At 66.3% G+C, this 14,304-nt stretch carries 11 protein-coding genes; 3 read left to right on the top strand and 8 right to left on the bottom strand.

Going from position 1 to position 14,304, the window contains the following annotated elements; translation table 11 throughout:
* Positions 1–363: 363 nt before the first annotated feature.
* The 4 genes from Q5H89_RS13100 to Q5H89_RS13085 all read right to left on the bottom strand — a co-directional run bounded on the left by Q5H89_RS13100 (position 364) and on the right by Q5H89_RS13085 (position 5,622).
* Complete coding sequence (locus Q5H89_RS13100) at positions 364–1,566, bottom strand: tetratricopeptide repeat protein (protein WP_305019775.1); 1,203 nt, start codon at positions 1,564–1,566, stop codon at positions 364–366.
* Positions 1,567–1,752: 186 nt separating this feature from the next.
* On the bottom strand, positions 1,753–4,353 hold the full coding sequence (gene gyrA / locus Q5H89_RS13095) for a DNA gyrase subunit A (RefSeq protein WP_305019774.1): 2,601 nt from the start codon (positions 4,351–4,353) through the stop codon (positions 1,753–1,755).
* A 254-nt stretch (positions 4,354–4,607) separates the two neighbouring features.
* On the bottom strand, positions 4,608–4,871 hold the full coding sequence (locus Q5H89_RS13090) for a hypothetical protein (protein WP_305019773.1): 264 nt from the start codon (positions 4,869–4,871) through the stop codon (positions 4,608–4,610).
* An 88-nt stretch (positions 4,872–4,959) separates the two neighbouring features.
* Positions 4,960–5,622: an HD domain-containing protein gene (locus Q5H89_RS13085; RefSeq protein ID WP_305019772.1), complete on the bottom strand. Its 663-nt coding sequence runs from the start codon at positions 5,620–5,622 to the stop codon at positions 4,960–4,962.
* Positions 5,623–5,724: 102 nt separating this feature from the next.
* Here Q5H89_RS13085 and Q5H89_RS13080 point away from each other — a divergent pair, with 102 nt between their 5' ends.
* The 3 genes from Q5H89_RS13080 to Q5H89_RS13070 all read left to right on the top strand — a co-directional run bounded on the left by Q5H89_RS13080 (position 5,725) and on the right by Q5H89_RS13070 (position 7,934).
* The gene (locus Q5H89_RS13080; RefSeq protein WP_305019771.1) at positions 5,725–6,720 is read left to right on the top strand and encodes an NAD(P)H-dependent glycerol-3-phosphate dehydrogenase; all 996 of its coding nucleotides are present in this window, start codon (positions 5,725–5,727) and stop codon (positions 6,718–6,720) included.
* Positions 6,721–6,747: 27 nt separating this feature from the next.
* Positions 6,748–7,137, top strand: coding sequence for a hypothetical protein (locus Q5H89_RS13075; protein ID WP_305019770.1), 390 nt, complete (start codon positions 6,748–6,750; stop codon positions 7,135–7,137).
* A gap of 377 nt (positions 7,138–7,514) precedes the next feature.
* Entirely contained in the window at positions 7,515–7,934 is a 420-nt protein-coding gene (locus Q5H89_RS13070; RefSeq protein ID WP_305019769.1) for a hypothetical protein, read from the top strand.
* 49 nt (positions 7,935–7,983) lie between these two features.
* Here the strand turns inward: Q5H89_RS13070 and Q5H89_RS13065 are convergent, their stop codons facing one another.
* The 4 genes from Q5H89_RS13065 to Q5H89_RS13050 form a co-directional block, all read right to left on the bottom strand.
* Entirely contained in the window at positions 7,984–9,870 is a 1,887-nt protein-coding gene (locus Q5H89_RS13065) for a hypothetical protein (RefSeq protein ID WP_305019768.1), read from the bottom strand.
* A 148-nt stretch (positions 9,871–10,018) separates the two neighbouring features.
* Positions 10,019–11,836: a hypothetical protein gene (locus tag Q5H89_RS13060; RefSeq protein WP_305019767.1), complete on the bottom strand. Its 1,818-nt coding sequence runs from the start codon at positions 11,834–11,836 to the stop codon at positions 10,019–10,021.
* A gap of 22 nt (positions 11,837–11,858) precedes the next feature.
* The gene (locus Q5H89_RS13055) at positions 11,859–13,610 is read right to left on the bottom strand and encodes a hypothetical protein (protein WP_305019766.1); all 1,752 of its coding nucleotides are present in this window, start codon (positions 13,608–13,610) and stop codon (positions 11,859–11,861) included.
* On the bottom strand, positions 13,607–14,179 hold the full coding sequence (locus Q5H89_RS13050) for a Maf family nucleotide pyrophosphatase (RefSeq protein WP_305019765.1): 573 nt from the start codon (positions 14,177–14,179) through the stop codon (positions 13,607–13,609). Before Q5H89_RS13050 ends, Q5H89_RS13055 begins: the two co-directional genes overlap by 4 nt.
* Between the last annotated feature and the right edge of the window lie 125 nt (positions 14,180–14,304).

The raw sequence follows: 14,304 nt of genomic DNA, 5'->3' as shown, positions 1-14,304 counted from the left end.
TTGCCCCAGACCAGCACTCGCCGAATATACGGATTGCCCGCCAGTACTTTATTGCCACGCCAGCACGTAGTATCCAGCACGTAGTATTCTGATTCATTTAACGGACGTTACTTGTCAGTAGACTTAGGTTCCGACCACCGTGCAGAAAACCATCCAGAAAACCATCACCTAAAGCGAAGACTAACTACGCTTACAGACACACCCCGGATTTATTTGTCTTATAATTTATATTATGTTAAATTAAATTTGCTTTTACCCCATGCGCGCTTTCTTTACCTCCCTGCCCCCGCTGGCACGCTTACAAACTAAAAGGCCCGACTGCTTGTGAGCATCGGGCCTTTTATAATTTCTGCTACAATATGGCTACTTCTTCAGCGCCTGCAGGCGGGCGGCCATCTTCTCCGAGTCAGCATTTCGCCCAAGGCGGAAATATACTTTCTGCAGCGCGTTGAGCGTGCTGGGGTCATTGGGCTGGAGTTCGAGCGCTTTTTCGAAATATGGTACCGAGGCCTCGAAATACTTCTTGCCCTGTGCTTCCAGCGGCTTGCCTTTTAGCTGGTACGTTTTCAGGTCCATCTTGCTAGCCTTGGTGTAGAGGTTAGCCGCCTGGTTGAAGTTATAGATGCCCATGTTGAACTGCGAATCGAAGTTATTCGGGTCGAGTTCGATGGCTTTCTTGTAGTCGGCCTGCGCCAGGTCATTCTTTTTTTGCGCGTCGTAGAGCGAGCCCCGCACGGCGTACAGATTAGCGTTGTTGGGGTCAGCCGTGATGGCTTTGCTGATTTTCTCCAGCGCCCCGGCACTGTTGCCGCCACTCATCGAGAGGTTAAGGTCCTCGATAAGGAACGTTTTGTTGTTGGGGTACGCGGCCAACGCCTGCTGCACCACCTTTTGGGTTTCGGCGTCGTTTTTATCCTGCCGGGCCATCTGCAACAATTGGGTATATACCCCTACCGGCGCCGGCTTGGTTTTATACGCATCCATGGCCAGCAGCTGGTTGTAAGCGGCTTTGGCCCCGGCATAATCCTGCTTGGCCGACATGGCGTAGGCACCATAGAGCACGGCCGTAGTGTCGGCCGGGTTCATTTGCGAGGCTAGCTTGTAGCTGGCAATGGCCTGGTCGTAGTTCTTGTCGTTGTAGTTTTTTACACCCGCGTTGAAGGCCAGGCCGTACAGATTTTGCAGGCGGCCGGGCACCTGCTTGCCGTACTCGCCGGTCGGGCCATCGAGTTCCAGCGCTTTTTTATACGACTCGGCGGCCTTTTGCAGGGCCTCACCCGGCTGCATGTCCTTGGTGTACTTGGCAAACAGGGCCTGGGTGCTGGGGTCTACCAGCTGGTAATAAATCTCGCCCCGCGTGAACCACGCCTTGGGCTTGTCCTTGTCCTTGGTTTTATCGCTGGTTACGGCCTGGTTGATGCTCTCCAGCGCCTTGTCCAGCTGGCCGGCCTTCTGGCTCAAAACGGCGTTGGTGATGGCGGAGCTCTGGGCCAGTACTGGCGTGGCCAGGCCGGCGGTGCCCAGCAGGGCAGCAGTGGCGGCTAGCGTCAGAAAGGATTTTTTCATTGGGAGGGGAAAAGAAAAATGGTTGAGACAACAAAACTACACCCGCCCGGCAAACGGGATGCCAGGCGGATGTACGCAGCCTTGCCTGGGTGGTTTACTATAAAAGCCTGCTAAAATCCTACCCTAGCGGGCAGGCGCCAAAAAAGGGGCGGCCACCGCGGGCCACCCCCTCTCCTAGTCAGACACTTACTCTTGCTCGTCGGGGCCGGCTTCCGCAGCTTCGCCCACCAGGCCGAGCCCTTCGGCATTGTCAGCCTCAGCCAGGGAACTCGTTTCGGAGGCTAGCAGCGGGGTCCCGGCCAGAGCTTCGTCGGCCAGCGGCTCCAGGTCTTCGACCTCGGCGGCGGCTACTTTGGCTACCGACGAGATTTCGTCGTTGGCCGCCACCTTAAACAGGCGCACACCCTGCGTGGCCCGGCCAATGGTACGCAGCTCGCTCATACTCAGGCGAATGGTGAGGCCTGAGCGGTTAATTATCATCAGGTCGTCGGCATCGGTCACGGCCTGGATGGATACCAGCTTGCCGGTCTTGTCCGTTACCTGCATGGCTTTTACGCCCTTACCGCCCCGGTTGGTAATGCGGTACTCTTCCAGCGCCGAGCGCTTGCCGTAGCCGTGGTCGCTCACCACCAGCAGCTCTTCGGCACTGTCTTCGGCAATGCATACCATGCCCACCACTTTGTCGTCGGGCTCCTCCTCATTGAGGGTGATGCCGCGCACCCCGGCGGCCGTGCGGCCCATGGGGCGCACCTTGTCTTCGGGGAAGCGCACGGCCCGGCCCGAGCGCGAGGCCAGAATCACCTGCGAGTTACCGCTGAGCAGCTGCACGTCGAGCAGGCGGTCATCTTCGTTGATGGTAATGGCGTTGATGCCCGCCGCCCGGGGGCGCGAGTACGCTTCGAGCGGGGTTTTCTTCACCGTGCCTTTCTCGGTGCAGAACATGAGGAAGGTGTTTTCCAGGTAGTCGGGCGAGCGCAGGTTGCGCACGTTGAGCACCGAGCGCACGGCATCCTCCTTGGGCTTGTCGATGAGGTTTTGCAGCGGCGTGCCCTTGCTGGTTTTGGCACTTTCGGGCACTTCGTAGGCCCGCAGCCAGAACATGCGGCCCTGCTCGGTGAAGATGAGCAGGTACTCGTGGGTGGTGGCCACGAACAGGTGCTCCGTAAAGTCGTCCTGCTTGGAGCCGGCGCCCCTGGCCCCCACGCCGCCCCGGCCCTGGGTGCGGTACTCGTCGAGGCTGGTGCGCTTGATGTAGCCCTCGCGGCTCACGGTAATCACCATCGCCTCGTCGGCAATCATGTCCTCCATCGAGAAGTCGCCGCCCGCCTGGTTGATGCTCGTGCGGCGCGCGTCGCCGTAGCGCTCGCGCATCTCCAGCAGCTCGCTCTTGATGAGGGCGCGCTGCTCTTCGGGCGAGGCCAGGATGGTGTTCAGGCGGTCCACGAGGCGCATCAGCTCCTCGTACTCGGCCACGAGCTTGTCGCGCTCCAGGCCGGTGAGGCGCTGCAGGCGCATGTCCAGGATGGCGCGGGCCTGCACCTCGCTCAAGGCAAAGCGCTCGATGAGCCCGGCACGGGCCACCTCGGGGTCGCGCGAGTCGCGGATGAGCTTAATTACCTCATCCAGGTGGTCGAGGGCGATGAGCAGGCCTTCCAGGATGTGGGCCCGCTTCTGGGCTTCGGCCAGCTCGTAGCGCGTGCGGCGCACAATCACTTCCTCGCGGTGCTCGACGAAGTACTTGATAAGGTCGCGCAGGCCCAGCGTCATCGGGCGGCCTTTGACCAGGGCCACGTTGTTGACGCCAAACGACGATTGCAGCTGGGTATACTTGAACAGGTTGTTGAGCACCACCGTGTTCAGGGCGTCGCGCTTAAGCTCGTACACGATGCGCATGCCGTCGCGGTCGCTCTCGTCGCGCAGGGCGGCAATGCCCTCGATTTTCTTGTCGTTGATGAGCGCGGCCGTCTTCTCAATCATCGAGGCCTTGTTCACCTGGTAGGGAATCTCGGTCACGATAATCTGCTCCTTGCCGCTGGGCAGGGTTTCGAAGTGGTGCTTGGCCCGCATCACAATGCGGCCCCGGCCGGTTTCGAAGGCCTGCTTCACGCCCTCGTAGCCGTAGATGATGCCGCCGGTAGGAAAATCGGGCGCCGTGATGTGCTCCATCAGTTCGGTGACCGTGATGGCCTCGTTGTCGAGGTAGGCCACGATGCCGTTCACGACTTCGGTCAGGTTATGCGGGGCCATGTTAGTGGCCATGCCCACGGCAATGCCGCTGGTGCCGTTCACGAGCAGGTTCGGAAACTTGGCGGGCAGCACGCTGGGCTCTTCGAGCGAATCGTCGAAGTTGGGCTGGAAGTCCACCGTATCCTTGTCCAGGTCCCCTAGCAGCTCGTCGGCAATGCGCTTGAGGCGGGCCTCGGTGTAGCGCATGGCGGCCGGCGAGTCGCCATCGACCGAGCCGAAGTTGCCCTGGCCGTCTACCAGCGGATAGCGCAGGCTCCAGTCCTGGGCCATGCGCACCATGGTGTCGTACACGCTGCTGTCGCCGTGCGGGTGGTACTTACCCAGCACCTCGCCCACGATACGGGCCGATTTCTTGTGGCTTTTGGTGTAAGACACCCCTAGCTCGCTCATGCCGTAGAGCACGCGCCGGTGCACGGGCTTGAGGCCGTCGCGCACGTCGGGCAGCGCCCGCGAGATGATAACCGACATCGAGTAGTCGATGTAGGCCCCGCGCATCTCGTCTTCGATGTTAATCGGGATTATTTTTTCGCCTTCGGCCATCTGCTTCGAATTATGAGTTAAAAGTTATGATTCATGAGTTTGTACAAGAAAATGAGGTAGCCAGGGCCAACTCATAACTTTTAACCCATGCTGCATAACTTTCTATTGCGTGCGCAATTTACGCCAGAAAACCCGTTTTTCCTAGCGTTTGCGCCACTTATTGCCGGCTCCCGTCCATCCCCCGACGCGGCCGGCTGCCTCGCTCCTGGCCCCGTTAAAAAGCGTAATTCCGGAAAAAGCCCCTAGCGCCCAGCTTATTTCAGCGGCTTGCTGTGGTCGCTCTTCCGGCGCTTGTTGTCGCCGTCGTGCTGGTTCTTGTACTTCTCGCCCACGGCCGGGTACTGCATCTTCCAGATGGGCCGGGCGCGGTACTTTACCCCGTTGTGGTAGTGGGCCTTGCGGGCGTGGCAGGCATCGATGGGGCACGTGCGGCAGCCGGCCAGGACCAAACCTGCCAGCAACACCAACAGAAAGTAATACCGGCGCCAGCCGGCCGTAGTGAGCGCGCCCTTAGTCATGGCGTAAAAGTACGTTTTTAAGAATGGGTAATGGGTAGTGAACCGTAAAAACTGCCGCTAGGGGCTACCCGGCGGCCGCCCTGGGCAGTTACGCCGTCGGAACGTCTTCACTGTTCCACTCGCGCAGAAACTGGGCCACAAACTGCTCCATGAAGCGGTGGCGCTCCTCGGCCAGCCGGCGGGCGGCGGGGGTATTAAGCCGGTCTTTGAGGTGCAGCAGCTTCTCGTAGAAGTGGTTGAGGGTGGGCGCGGTGCTTTGCTGGTACTGCGCAAAGTCCTGGTGCGAGACGGGCGGCGTGGCGGGGTCGTGCATAGGCCGGCCCTTGTGGCCGCCGTAGGCAAAGGCCCGCCCCACGCCAATGGCCCCGATAGCGTCGAGTCGGTCGGCATCCTGCACCACGGCGGCCTCGGGGCTGCTCACGGGCGTTTCGACCCCTAGCCCCTTGAAGCTCACCTCCCGAATAACCTGCTCGACGCGGGCAATGGTGGCCTCGGGCACCTGCTGGCTGGCCAGCCAGGCGCGGGCCGCGCGGGGCCCGGCTTCGTAGTCGCCGCCGTGAAACTTCCAGTCGGCAATGTCGTGCAGCAGCGCCGCCAGCTCCGTCACCTCCTGGTCGAGGCCGGGCTGGCCGGCGGCCAGCGCCCGCGCTACCTGCCACACCCGCCGGATGTGCGGCCAGTCGTGGCCCGAGCCCTCGGCGGCAAACTTGTCTTCGATAAAAGCGGCCGTAGCGGCGATAGTGGGGGACATGGCAAAGGGTAAGTTTCGGCAAAGATGCGGCCCCCGGCTCTAGCTTGCGGGCTGAATTCCCCACTGACCTCCCTCCGGGCCGCGTTTTGCCGCCCCTCCCCTATGGAAAAAATTGCCCTGATTGGCGGCGGCTCCTGGGCCACCGCGCTTACGAAAATCCTCTCCGAAAACGGCGCCCGCGTCGATTGGTGGCTGCGCTCGAAAGACGATGTGCAGCACCTGCTGCGCACCGGCCACAACCCGCGCTACCTCTCCTCGGTCCTCTTCGACCGCAACTTAGTCTTCCCCACTACCGACCTCTCCGAGGCCGTAGCCGAGGCCGACTGGCTGGTGCTGGCCGTGCCCGCCGCCTTCGTGCAGCCCGTGCTCGACAAGCTGGGGCGCGATGCGCTGCGCCACAAAAGTGGGGTGGTGTCGGCCATCAAAGGCATGATTCCCGGCAAGAATATTCTCGTGACGGACTACGTACAGGAGCGCTTCCGGCTGCCCGCCGCCCAGCTAGGGGTCATTGCCGGGCCCTGCCACGCCGAGGAGGTGGCGCTGGAAAAGCAGAGCTACCTCACCATCGGCTCGCCCGACGTGAGCGGGCTGGGCCTAGCCTTTTGCCAGCTGCTGCGCAACCGCTACGTGAGCGCCCACCCGGCCGCCGACCTCGACGGAATCGAGTACTGCGCCGTGATGAAGAACATTATTGCCCTCACCGGCGGCATTGCCCACGGCCTGGGCTACGGCGACAACTTCCTGGCCGTGCTGGTGAGCAACGCGGTGCAGGAAATCCGGCGCTTTTTGCAGGCCATCTCGCCCCAGCCGCGCGACCTCTCGGCCTCGGCCTACCTCGGCGACTTGCTGGTGACGGCCTACTCGCAGTTCTCGCGCAATAGAACGTTTGGCAGCATGGTGGGCCGCGGCTATTCCGTCAAGTCGGCCCAGCTGGAGATGAACATGGTGGCCGAGGGCTACTACGCCGTCAAGAGCATCCACGAGCTTAATCGCAAACTCAAGGTGAACATGCCCATTACCACGGCCGCGTATAATATTTTGTATGAGCGCATTGCCCCCGCCGTAGAGCTGCAGATTCTGAAGGAGAAGCTTAGGTAATTTTTTAAATTAAAAGCTGAAAGATAAATGAGAGTATTACTCCTGCTCTTTTTTGCGGCGGTTGATTATTACGTTGTATTCGTGTTCTTTCGAGAAAAAAATCGTCGCAACGCCTTCACCTCCCTAGCTTGGCTTATCGGCGCTGTTTTATTCAGTAAAATCTCGTCCCTCTTATTAGGGGCCACTAGGTCCTATCCCGAAAATGTAAGACCTAGTACTTTATTTTCAGTTCTTCTTATTTTCTCTATTGCTTTTTTCATTCAGCTTATCGCACGCTTCGCTAATCAAGTTCCTGGCTGGCATCGCGAGCAACCTAAAGTGATTCTGCAAGAAGTTCTGCCGACTTACTTCTTCTTTGTTATCTCCCTACTGATGTTATGGGGCGTCTGGCTAGGGCCAACTGGGCGCACTCTTTAGCTGCAAATAACATGTACTCCCTAAAACCAACTCCCACCCCAACCCGTTATATTTGCAGAAGTTACAAAAAATAAGGGGCCGGGCACGCGGCCCAACCCCTTACCCAACTACCGCAATAAACAGGTGATGACCAGCGTAGCCACGGCTTTGGCTAGCCCACCTGCAAACCCCACTAATGCCGCCGTTCCGATTGCATTAAGTAGTTTTGTCGCGTTGTCCCGTTTCATTGGAGATGAAGTAAAGGGTTCCAACAAACCCCCGCTTCAGGAAACCCCGTCTGTTCCAGCAGCCGGGGTTTCCCTTTTTCAAGGGCTACCGTGGCCGGGGGACATACCAACGCGCTTGTGGCAAAGATAGCCGCGTATCAATTCAATACTATGACCAACTGGCTTCCGCTAGCCCTGCTCACGGCGCTGTGCCTGGCAGGCTACAACTTTTTTATCAAGCTGGCCGCCGCGCACCTGCCGCCAGCCGTGGGCGCGGTGGTGCTGCAGCTGGTGGCCGCCGGGCTGGGCGCGGCGTGGCTGCTGCGCCTGCGGCTACTCGGGCAGCCCTTGTCTATCAGCGGCAAAGGACTGGGGCTGGCCGGCCTGAGCGTGGGCCTAGCCGAGATACTAACCTTCGTGGTGTTTAAGCGCGGGGTGCCGGCCTCGGTGGGCACGCCCGTGATAGTAGGCGGCTCGGTGCTGCTGGCGGCGCTATTAGGGCTGGTGGTGCTGCGCGAAGGCCTGAGCCTGGCGCAGGCCGGCGGCCTGGGGCTGATTGTGGCCGGCATCGGGCTGCTGGCGCGGGGCTAGGCCGGGCCGGCCAGGCTGCCGGCCGGCTTAAAAGCTAGTAAAGGCGGGGCTACTGCGCGCCAGCCCCGCCTGGGCCTGCTTGCTGGTCTTGCAGCAGCGGCTGGCTGGGCGACACGGGCACCACCAGCACCTGCTCGCTGCGGTAGCGCACGGGCCGCCCGGCCCCGGGCGCCAGGGGGCCGGGCGCCAGCACCTCCACCTCGCCGGCCGGGCCCGGCCGGGTGCCGGGCGCATCGTAGACGCCCACCAGCGGCAGCGGGCGCTGCCCGGCGCTCAGGGCGTAGTGCTGCCAGAAAAGGGCGTAGGCCCGGGGCTCGACCCAGATACGCCGCAGCCCTTGGCTTTGCAGCCAGCCATACGCCCGGCGCAGCTGCTGCTGCTGCCGCACCTGCGCCGCGAGCACCGCCTGCTCGCGCAGCAGCCGGTAGCCCCCATACGCGGCCAGTACCAGCGCCAGGGCCAGGTGGCCCGGCGTACCCGCGGGCCACCTGGCCGGCCGCAAGCCAGGGCTCCCGGCCGGCCAGGTGGCCCGCCCCCACGCCCACGCCGCCTGCCCCAGCACGCCCGCCAAGAGGAAAAAAGCCAGCAGCACCGGCAGCAGCGTGCGCGCCGGCGGGTACACCCGCTGCACCAGCAGCAAGGGCAGCCACAGGCCCAGCTGGCCCAGCAGCAGCCACCCCAGGCGGCGGGTAGGCTCGGGCAGGCGCCCGCGGCGCAGCGCGGCCGGGGCTAGCCCCAGCACCAGGCAAAAGGCCACCGCGCTCAGGCCGCGCTGCCCCAGCAGTTCGGTGGCGGTGCCCACCAGCCACGGGCCGAGGCCCTGATAGAATTCCGGCCAGGCGTGGCGGGCCACGTAGCGGTTGGCCAGCAGCGCAGGCCAGCCCGTAACGGCGCCCACCGGCGCGTAGAGCACCCCGGCCCCGGCCGCGATACCCAGCGTGGCCACGGCCAGGTGCCCTAGCCTGCGGCGCCGCAGCCGGGCCGGCTGCCGGCCAAACCCCACCAGCAAACCCAGCCCCAGCCCCAGCAGCACGTACAGGTGCGTGGGCACGGCGTAGAGCCCCAGCAGCCCGCTCCAGCCAAATACCGCCCAGGCCAGCTGCCGGCCCGGGCGGCGCAGCCCCTGCGGGCGCAGCAGCTCGGCCGTGGCATACAGCCCGGCCAGCGCCGCCGGCAGCTCCCAGGCGTAGCCGCGCCCGGCCACGGCGTAGTACACGCCCAGGGGCGAGAGCCAGTACAGGCCCAGCCCCAGCGTAGCCACCCCAAAGCGCAGGTAGCGCAGCGCCAGCACGTACACCAGCGGCAGCGCCAGCAGGCCCCCCGCCGTGGGCAGCAGCCGCAGCGCCAGCGCGGGCGGCGCGCCCGGCAGCAGCCCGTGCACCAGGCCCACGAGCAGGTTGGCCAGCAGGTGGTTGTTCGGGAACGGATAGTAGCTGGCCGTGACCGCCGCGCCCGGCAGGGTGTAGAAGTCGTAGGAAGCCACCTCGTCGAGGCTCAGCGGATAATACCCCGCGTAGTAGAGCCGCGCCAAAGCCACCGCCCCCAGCAGCACGGCCGCCAGCCCCCGCTCGGGGCCGCTGAGCTGCCGCCCGGGCCGCAGGAGCGGCGCCAGCGCGCGCTGCACCGGCAAGCGCCTTGGGCGGGAAGAGCCGGGCGGGCGGGCCGCCGCCCGCCGCCCCCGGCCGTACCACGCCAGCCCGGCCAGCCCCCCGGCCGCCAGCAGGGCCACCGCTACCAGCCCCACCCGCAGGGCCTGGTAGCGGCCGGGCGTGAGGGCCACGGCTTCTACAGTGGGCACCAGGCGGAAATACGGGCCGAAGCGCGGCTGCCGCACCAGGGCCGCCAGGCTGGCATAGTCGCGCAGCCCAAACAGCAGGGCTAGCCCCCCGGCCGCCGCCAGCAGCATCGTCAGCTGAAACCGAAGAAGAAAACGCATGGGCTACGCCGGGCAGCGGCCCGGCACCACGCCCCGCCGGCCAGCAGCACAGCCGGGCAACGGAGCAACGAGAAAGTGAAGTAACGCTCAGACTACCGGCCGGCCCCTCGCGGGCGCCAATGACTGCCGGCCGGGGCCTGGCAAAGAGTTAGGGCGCCACAAAAATATCGGCCAGCCCGTGAAACGCCGGCGGGCCCGCCACCGGCGGGCCGCCGGGCACCCGCGCGGCCCCCGGCTTGCTCACCAGGTAGCGGTAGTGTACGCCGGGCCGGGGGCGGTCGTCAATCTGCCAGGGCTGCTGTGCAAACTCGGTGTGGGCGTAAAAGCGCAGCAGCAGCCGGTGCACGGGCTCGGGCGCCAGCACCGGCCCCAGCGGCTGGGTGGCCAGCCAGGCCATCGGCCGCCGGTAGTTCTGCCAGAGGCGCACCTGCAGGTAATTGTAGCGCGCCACCAGCCCTACCTGGCTGGCCGCCAGCAGCAGGCCGGCCCCCGCCAGGCCCAGGCGCAGGGCCGGCGCACGCCCCAGGCGCTGCGCAAGGCGCAGGGCCCAGTCGGCCACCAGCCCCAGCAGCAAACAGAAGAACAAGGACTTGTAAAACAGCGTGCGCTCGGGGGCCTGCACGCGCTGCGCGCTCAGCAGCAGGTACGGCGCGGCCAGAAACCAGCCGCTCACCGGGCCCAGCTGCTGCACCAGGCGCGCCAGGTCGGCCGGCACCCGGCCGGCGCGGGCCCGCCGCCACAAGACCGCCAGGCCCGCCAGCCCGGTCAGCAGCGGCAGCGGCCCCAGCCAGCGGTGGCCGCTGAGCCAGCCCTCCGTCAGCCACACGTAGGCCGGCAGGCCCCGCCAGAACGCGCCCGGGGCCAGCGGCAGCACGTAGTCGTTCTGAAACATGAGCCGCGGGCCCGATACCAGCCACAGCGGCGCGTAGAGCAGCCCCGCCCCCAGCAGCGTGAGGGCTCCCAGGCCCACCAGCCGCCCAAGCGCCCGCCCCGAGCGGCGGCGCAGCGCGGCCAGCCCCAGCCAGCCGTAGGCCGAAAATAAAAAGTACGCGTGCGTGGGCACGATGTACAAACCCAGCGCGCCGCTCAGCACCAGGCCCGCCCACGCCGCCCGGGCGCGGCGGACCGCCGCGCCGGCCGGGGCCGCCAGCTCAAGCACCGCGAAAAAGCCCACCGCCCCCAGCCCCACCAGCAGCCAGTAGCCCCGGCCCGTTACGGCGTGGTAAAAGCTCACCTGCAACACGCTGAACAAGCTCACGGCCAGCGCTGCCACCCGAAAATTGCTGCGTCGCAGCAAAGCCAGAAACCACAGCGCCGTGGCCCCGGTGCTAACGAGCAGCACCGGCAGGCGGGTGCTCCACCAAAAGCCGGGGTTCACCTGGTAAAACAGCCAGTCGAGCGTGCTGCTGCCCACGTGGTTGTTGGGCATGGGGTAGGCCGCGCTCAGCAGCAGCAGGCGCGCCCGCACAAATACCTCGTAGGATACCCCGTCGTCGCCGGGCGCAATCACCACGCTGTAGTAGGCGCGCAGGGCGGTGAGGCCCAGCAGCAGCCCGCCCGCCCAGCGGCGCTGGCCGGGGGCCAGCCCGCGCCAGCCCGCCCGCAGCCCGCGCACGCCGCCGGCTACTTCCTGCCCCAGCGCCCGCAGCTGGGCCCGGCCCGCCGGGGCCAGCCCCAGGCCGGCAGCCAGGGCCCCGGCGCCCAGCGCCAGCCCCGCCAGCGCCCGCCGCAGGCCCCAGAACTCGGCCGCCGAGTAGGCCCGGGGCCGCCAGATGTAAAAATCGCGCAGGGCGGCCACCTCGGGCCAGCGGGCCGAGTAGAGCACCAGCGCCGCGTAGCCCGCGCTCAGGCCGAGCAGGCCCAGCGCCAGCAGCGCGTAAAAAGCCCGGCCCGGCCCCGGGCCGGCCGGCCCGGGGCCCAGGTCTGCTTGCCCCGCGGCCGGCGCCTGCTTACTTCGTACCTGCATATACCTGCCTAGCGAATTTTAGTTAGTAGAGCGCAAAAATATCGAACACGGGCCCGTGATAAGCCGGGGGCGCGGCCGGCGCCGGCTTATCACGGCCGGGGGCGCGCAGCACGTAGCGGTAGCGCACGCCGGGCCGGGGCCGGGCATCGAGCACCCAGGGGGCCCGCGCTAGCCCCTGGCCGCTGTAAAAGCGCAGCACAAACCGCTGGGCCGGCTCGGGGGCCAGAATGGGCCCCGGCGCCTGGCTGGCCAGCCAGGCCACGGCCGGCGCGGCCCGCTGCCGCCCCAGGCTGCGGCGCCACAGGGCTTCTTGCCTGGCAACGCGCCCCACTTGCAGCGCGCCGAATGCCAGGCCGGCGCCGGCCAGCCCCACCCGCACCCAGCGGCGGCCCCTCGCCTGGCGCAGCGCCCAGTCGGCGGCCAGGGCCAGCAGAATGCAGGTATACTGCGCTTTGTAGAGCAGCGTGCGCTCGGGCGGGTACGAGCGCTGCGCCACCGAGATGAGGTAGGGCGTGAGCACCAGCCACGCGCTGGGCAGGCCGAGCTGGCGCCCCCAGCCGGCCAGCGCGGGCGGCAGCTGGCCGGCCCGGGCCCAGCGCAGCAGCCCCCACAGCGCGCCCAGGCCGGCTAGCGTCAGGGGCGTCCACACCACCAGTTGGTAGGGCTGGCGCAGGGTATTCACTACGTAGCCCCAAAACGCGGCCGGCGCCAGCGGGGCCACGTAGCGGTGGTGCAACAGCAAATCGGGCCCCGAAACCAGCAGCAGCGGCGCGTAGAGCAGCCCGGTACTCAGCCCCGTGAGGGCCCCCAGCCCTAGCAGCGTACCTAGGGCCTGGCCGTTGCGCCGGGCCAGCGCTCGCAGCGCCCACCAGCCGTAGGCGGGCGCCAGAAACAGCAGGTGCGTGGGCACCGCATACAGCCCCAGCACCCCGCTCGCCACCAGGGCCAGCGCCGCCGCCCGCTGCCGATTGGGCGTGCCTTCGCGCAGGGCCAGCAGGCTAAAAAAGCCCACCGCCCCCAGCCCTACCAGCAGCCAGTAGCCCCGGCCCACGGCCGCGTAGTAGAGGCTTTCCAGCGGCAGGCAAAACAGCCCCACGGCCAGCGCCGCCACCCGAAAGCTGCTGCGCCGCAGCAAAGCCAGAAACCACAGCGCCGTGGCCCCGGTGCTAACGAGCAGCACCGGCAGGCGGGTGCTCCACCAAAAGCCGGGGTTCACCTGGTAAAACAGCCAGTCGAGGGCGCTGCTCAGCAGGTGGTTGTTGGGCAGCGGGTAGGCGGCGTTGGCGGCCAGAAAGCTTTCGCGCACGAACAGCTCGTAGGTCGTGGCGTCGTCGTAGGCTTGCAGCGTGAGGCTATAATAGAGCCGCAGCGCCGTGAGGGCCGCCAGCCCGGCCAGCGCCCCGCGCCGCTGCCCCGGGCGCAGGGCCAGCCAGCTTTGCCCCAGCCCGCGGGCTACCCCGGCCAGCTCCTGCCCCAGCGCAGCCAGCTCGCCCCGCCCCGCCGGGGCGAGCCCCGGCCCGGCCGCCAATGCCAGCGCCAGGGCCGCCAGCGCGGCTAGCCCCCGCCGCAAGCCCTCATACTCGCCCGGGGTGCAGCGGCGCGGCCGCCACTCGTAGTAGGCGCGCAGGGCCGCCGCCTCGGGCCAGCTGGCCGAGTACAGCACCAGCGCCGCGTAGCCCGCGCTCAGGCCAATGATGCCCAGCGCCAACAGCGCCCAAAACCGCCCACCGGCGCGCCCGCCCGGTGCCGGCACAGCCCCGGCCGGCTGGCTCATACCTGCCCCAGCGCTTGCAGCGCGGCCCACACGCGGTGGGTGGGCAGGCCCATCACGTTGAAGTACGAGCCTTCGAGCCGGTCGATGCCCACCAGCCCCAGCCAGTCCTGGGCGCCGTAGGCCCCGGCTTTGTCCAGGGGCTGGTGGCGCTCCACGTAAAACGCGATTTCTTCGGTGCCCAGGGGCCGGAAGTGCACGGTCGTTTCGTCGGCAAATACCACGGGCGCGCGGCCGTCGCCGGGCAGCAAACACACGCCCGTGTACACCTGGTGGGCGCGGCCCTGCAGGCGAGCCAGCATGGCACGGGCCTCGGCCGCATCGGCGGGCTTGTTGAGCACGTCCTCGCCCAGGCACACGATGGTGTCGGCCGTGAGCAGCAGCTCATCCGGGGCCAGGTCGGCGCGGTAGGCTTCGGCCTTGCGGCGGGCCAGGTACTCGGCTACCTCGGCGCGGCGCAGCGCGGGCGGAAAGCTTTCGTCCACGTCGCGCAGCCGGATTTCGTAGGCCAGGCCCAGGTCGGTGAGCAGCTGGCGGCGGCGCGGCGAGCCGGAGGCAAGAATGAGTTTCACGTAAGTAATGAAGTAATGCGTAATGAAGCCGGTTGTCATGCCGAGCGCAGCAAGGCAGCTCGCCGGTTGCGCTGCGCTCGGCAGCCCCAAGCTGGTTTAAAGAAACGAGCTGCTTTGCATATAGG

The organism is Hymenobacter cheonanensis (assembly GCF_030581075.1).
Taxonomy (GTDB): domain Bacteria; phylum Bacteroidota; class Bacteroidia; order Cytophagales; family Hymenobacteraceae; genus Hymenobacter.
Note: the sequence above shows the minus strand (reverse complement) of the source record. Positions and strands in the feature narration are given on the sequence as shown.

What these genes read in the sequence shown, in the direction of transcription:
- Q5H89_RS13100 (WP_305019775.1), bottom strand. Translation starts at nt 1,566, where the DNA reads ATGAAAAAATCCTTTCTGACGCTAGCCGCCACTGCTGCCCTGCTGGGC.
- gyrA (WP_305019774.1), bottom strand. Translation starts at nt 4,353, where the DNA reads ATGGCCGAAGGCGAAAAAATAATCCCGATTAACATCGAAGACGAGATG.
- Q5H89_RS13090 (WP_305019773.1), bottom strand. Translation starts at nt 4,871, where the DNA reads ATGACTAAGGGCGCGCTCACTACGGCCGGCTGGCGCCGGTATTACTTT.
- Q5H89_RS13085 (WP_305019772.1), bottom strand. Translation starts at nt 5,622, where the DNA reads ATGTCCCCCACTATCGCCGCTACGGCCGCTTTTATCGAAGACAAGTTT.
- Q5H89_RS13080 (WP_305019771.1), top strand. Translation starts at nt 5,725, where the DNA reads ATGGAAAAAATTGCCCTGATTGGCGGCGGCTCCTGGGCCACCGCGCTT.
- Q5H89_RS13075 (WP_305019770.1), top strand. Translation starts at nt 6,748, where the DNA reads ATGAGAGTATTACTCCTGCTCTTTTTTGCGGCGGTTGATTATTACGTT.
- Q5H89_RS13070 (WP_305019769.1), top strand. Translation starts at nt 7,515, where the DNA reads ATGACCAACTGGCTTCCGCTAGCCCTGCTCACGGCGCTGTGCCTGGCA.
- Q5H89_RS13065 (WP_305019768.1), bottom strand. Translation starts at nt 9,870, where the DNA reads ATGCGTTTTCTTCTTCGGTTTCAGCTGACGATGCTGCTGGCGGCGGCC.
- Q5H89_RS13060 (WP_305019767.1), bottom strand. Translation starts at nt 11,836, where the DNA reads ATGCAGGTACGAAGTAAGCAGGCGCCGGCCGCGGGGCAAGCAGACCTG.
- Q5H89_RS13055 (WP_305019766.1), bottom strand. Translation starts at nt 13,610, where the DNA reads ATGAGCCAGCCGGCCGGGGCTGTGCCGGCACCGGGCGGGCGCGCCGGT.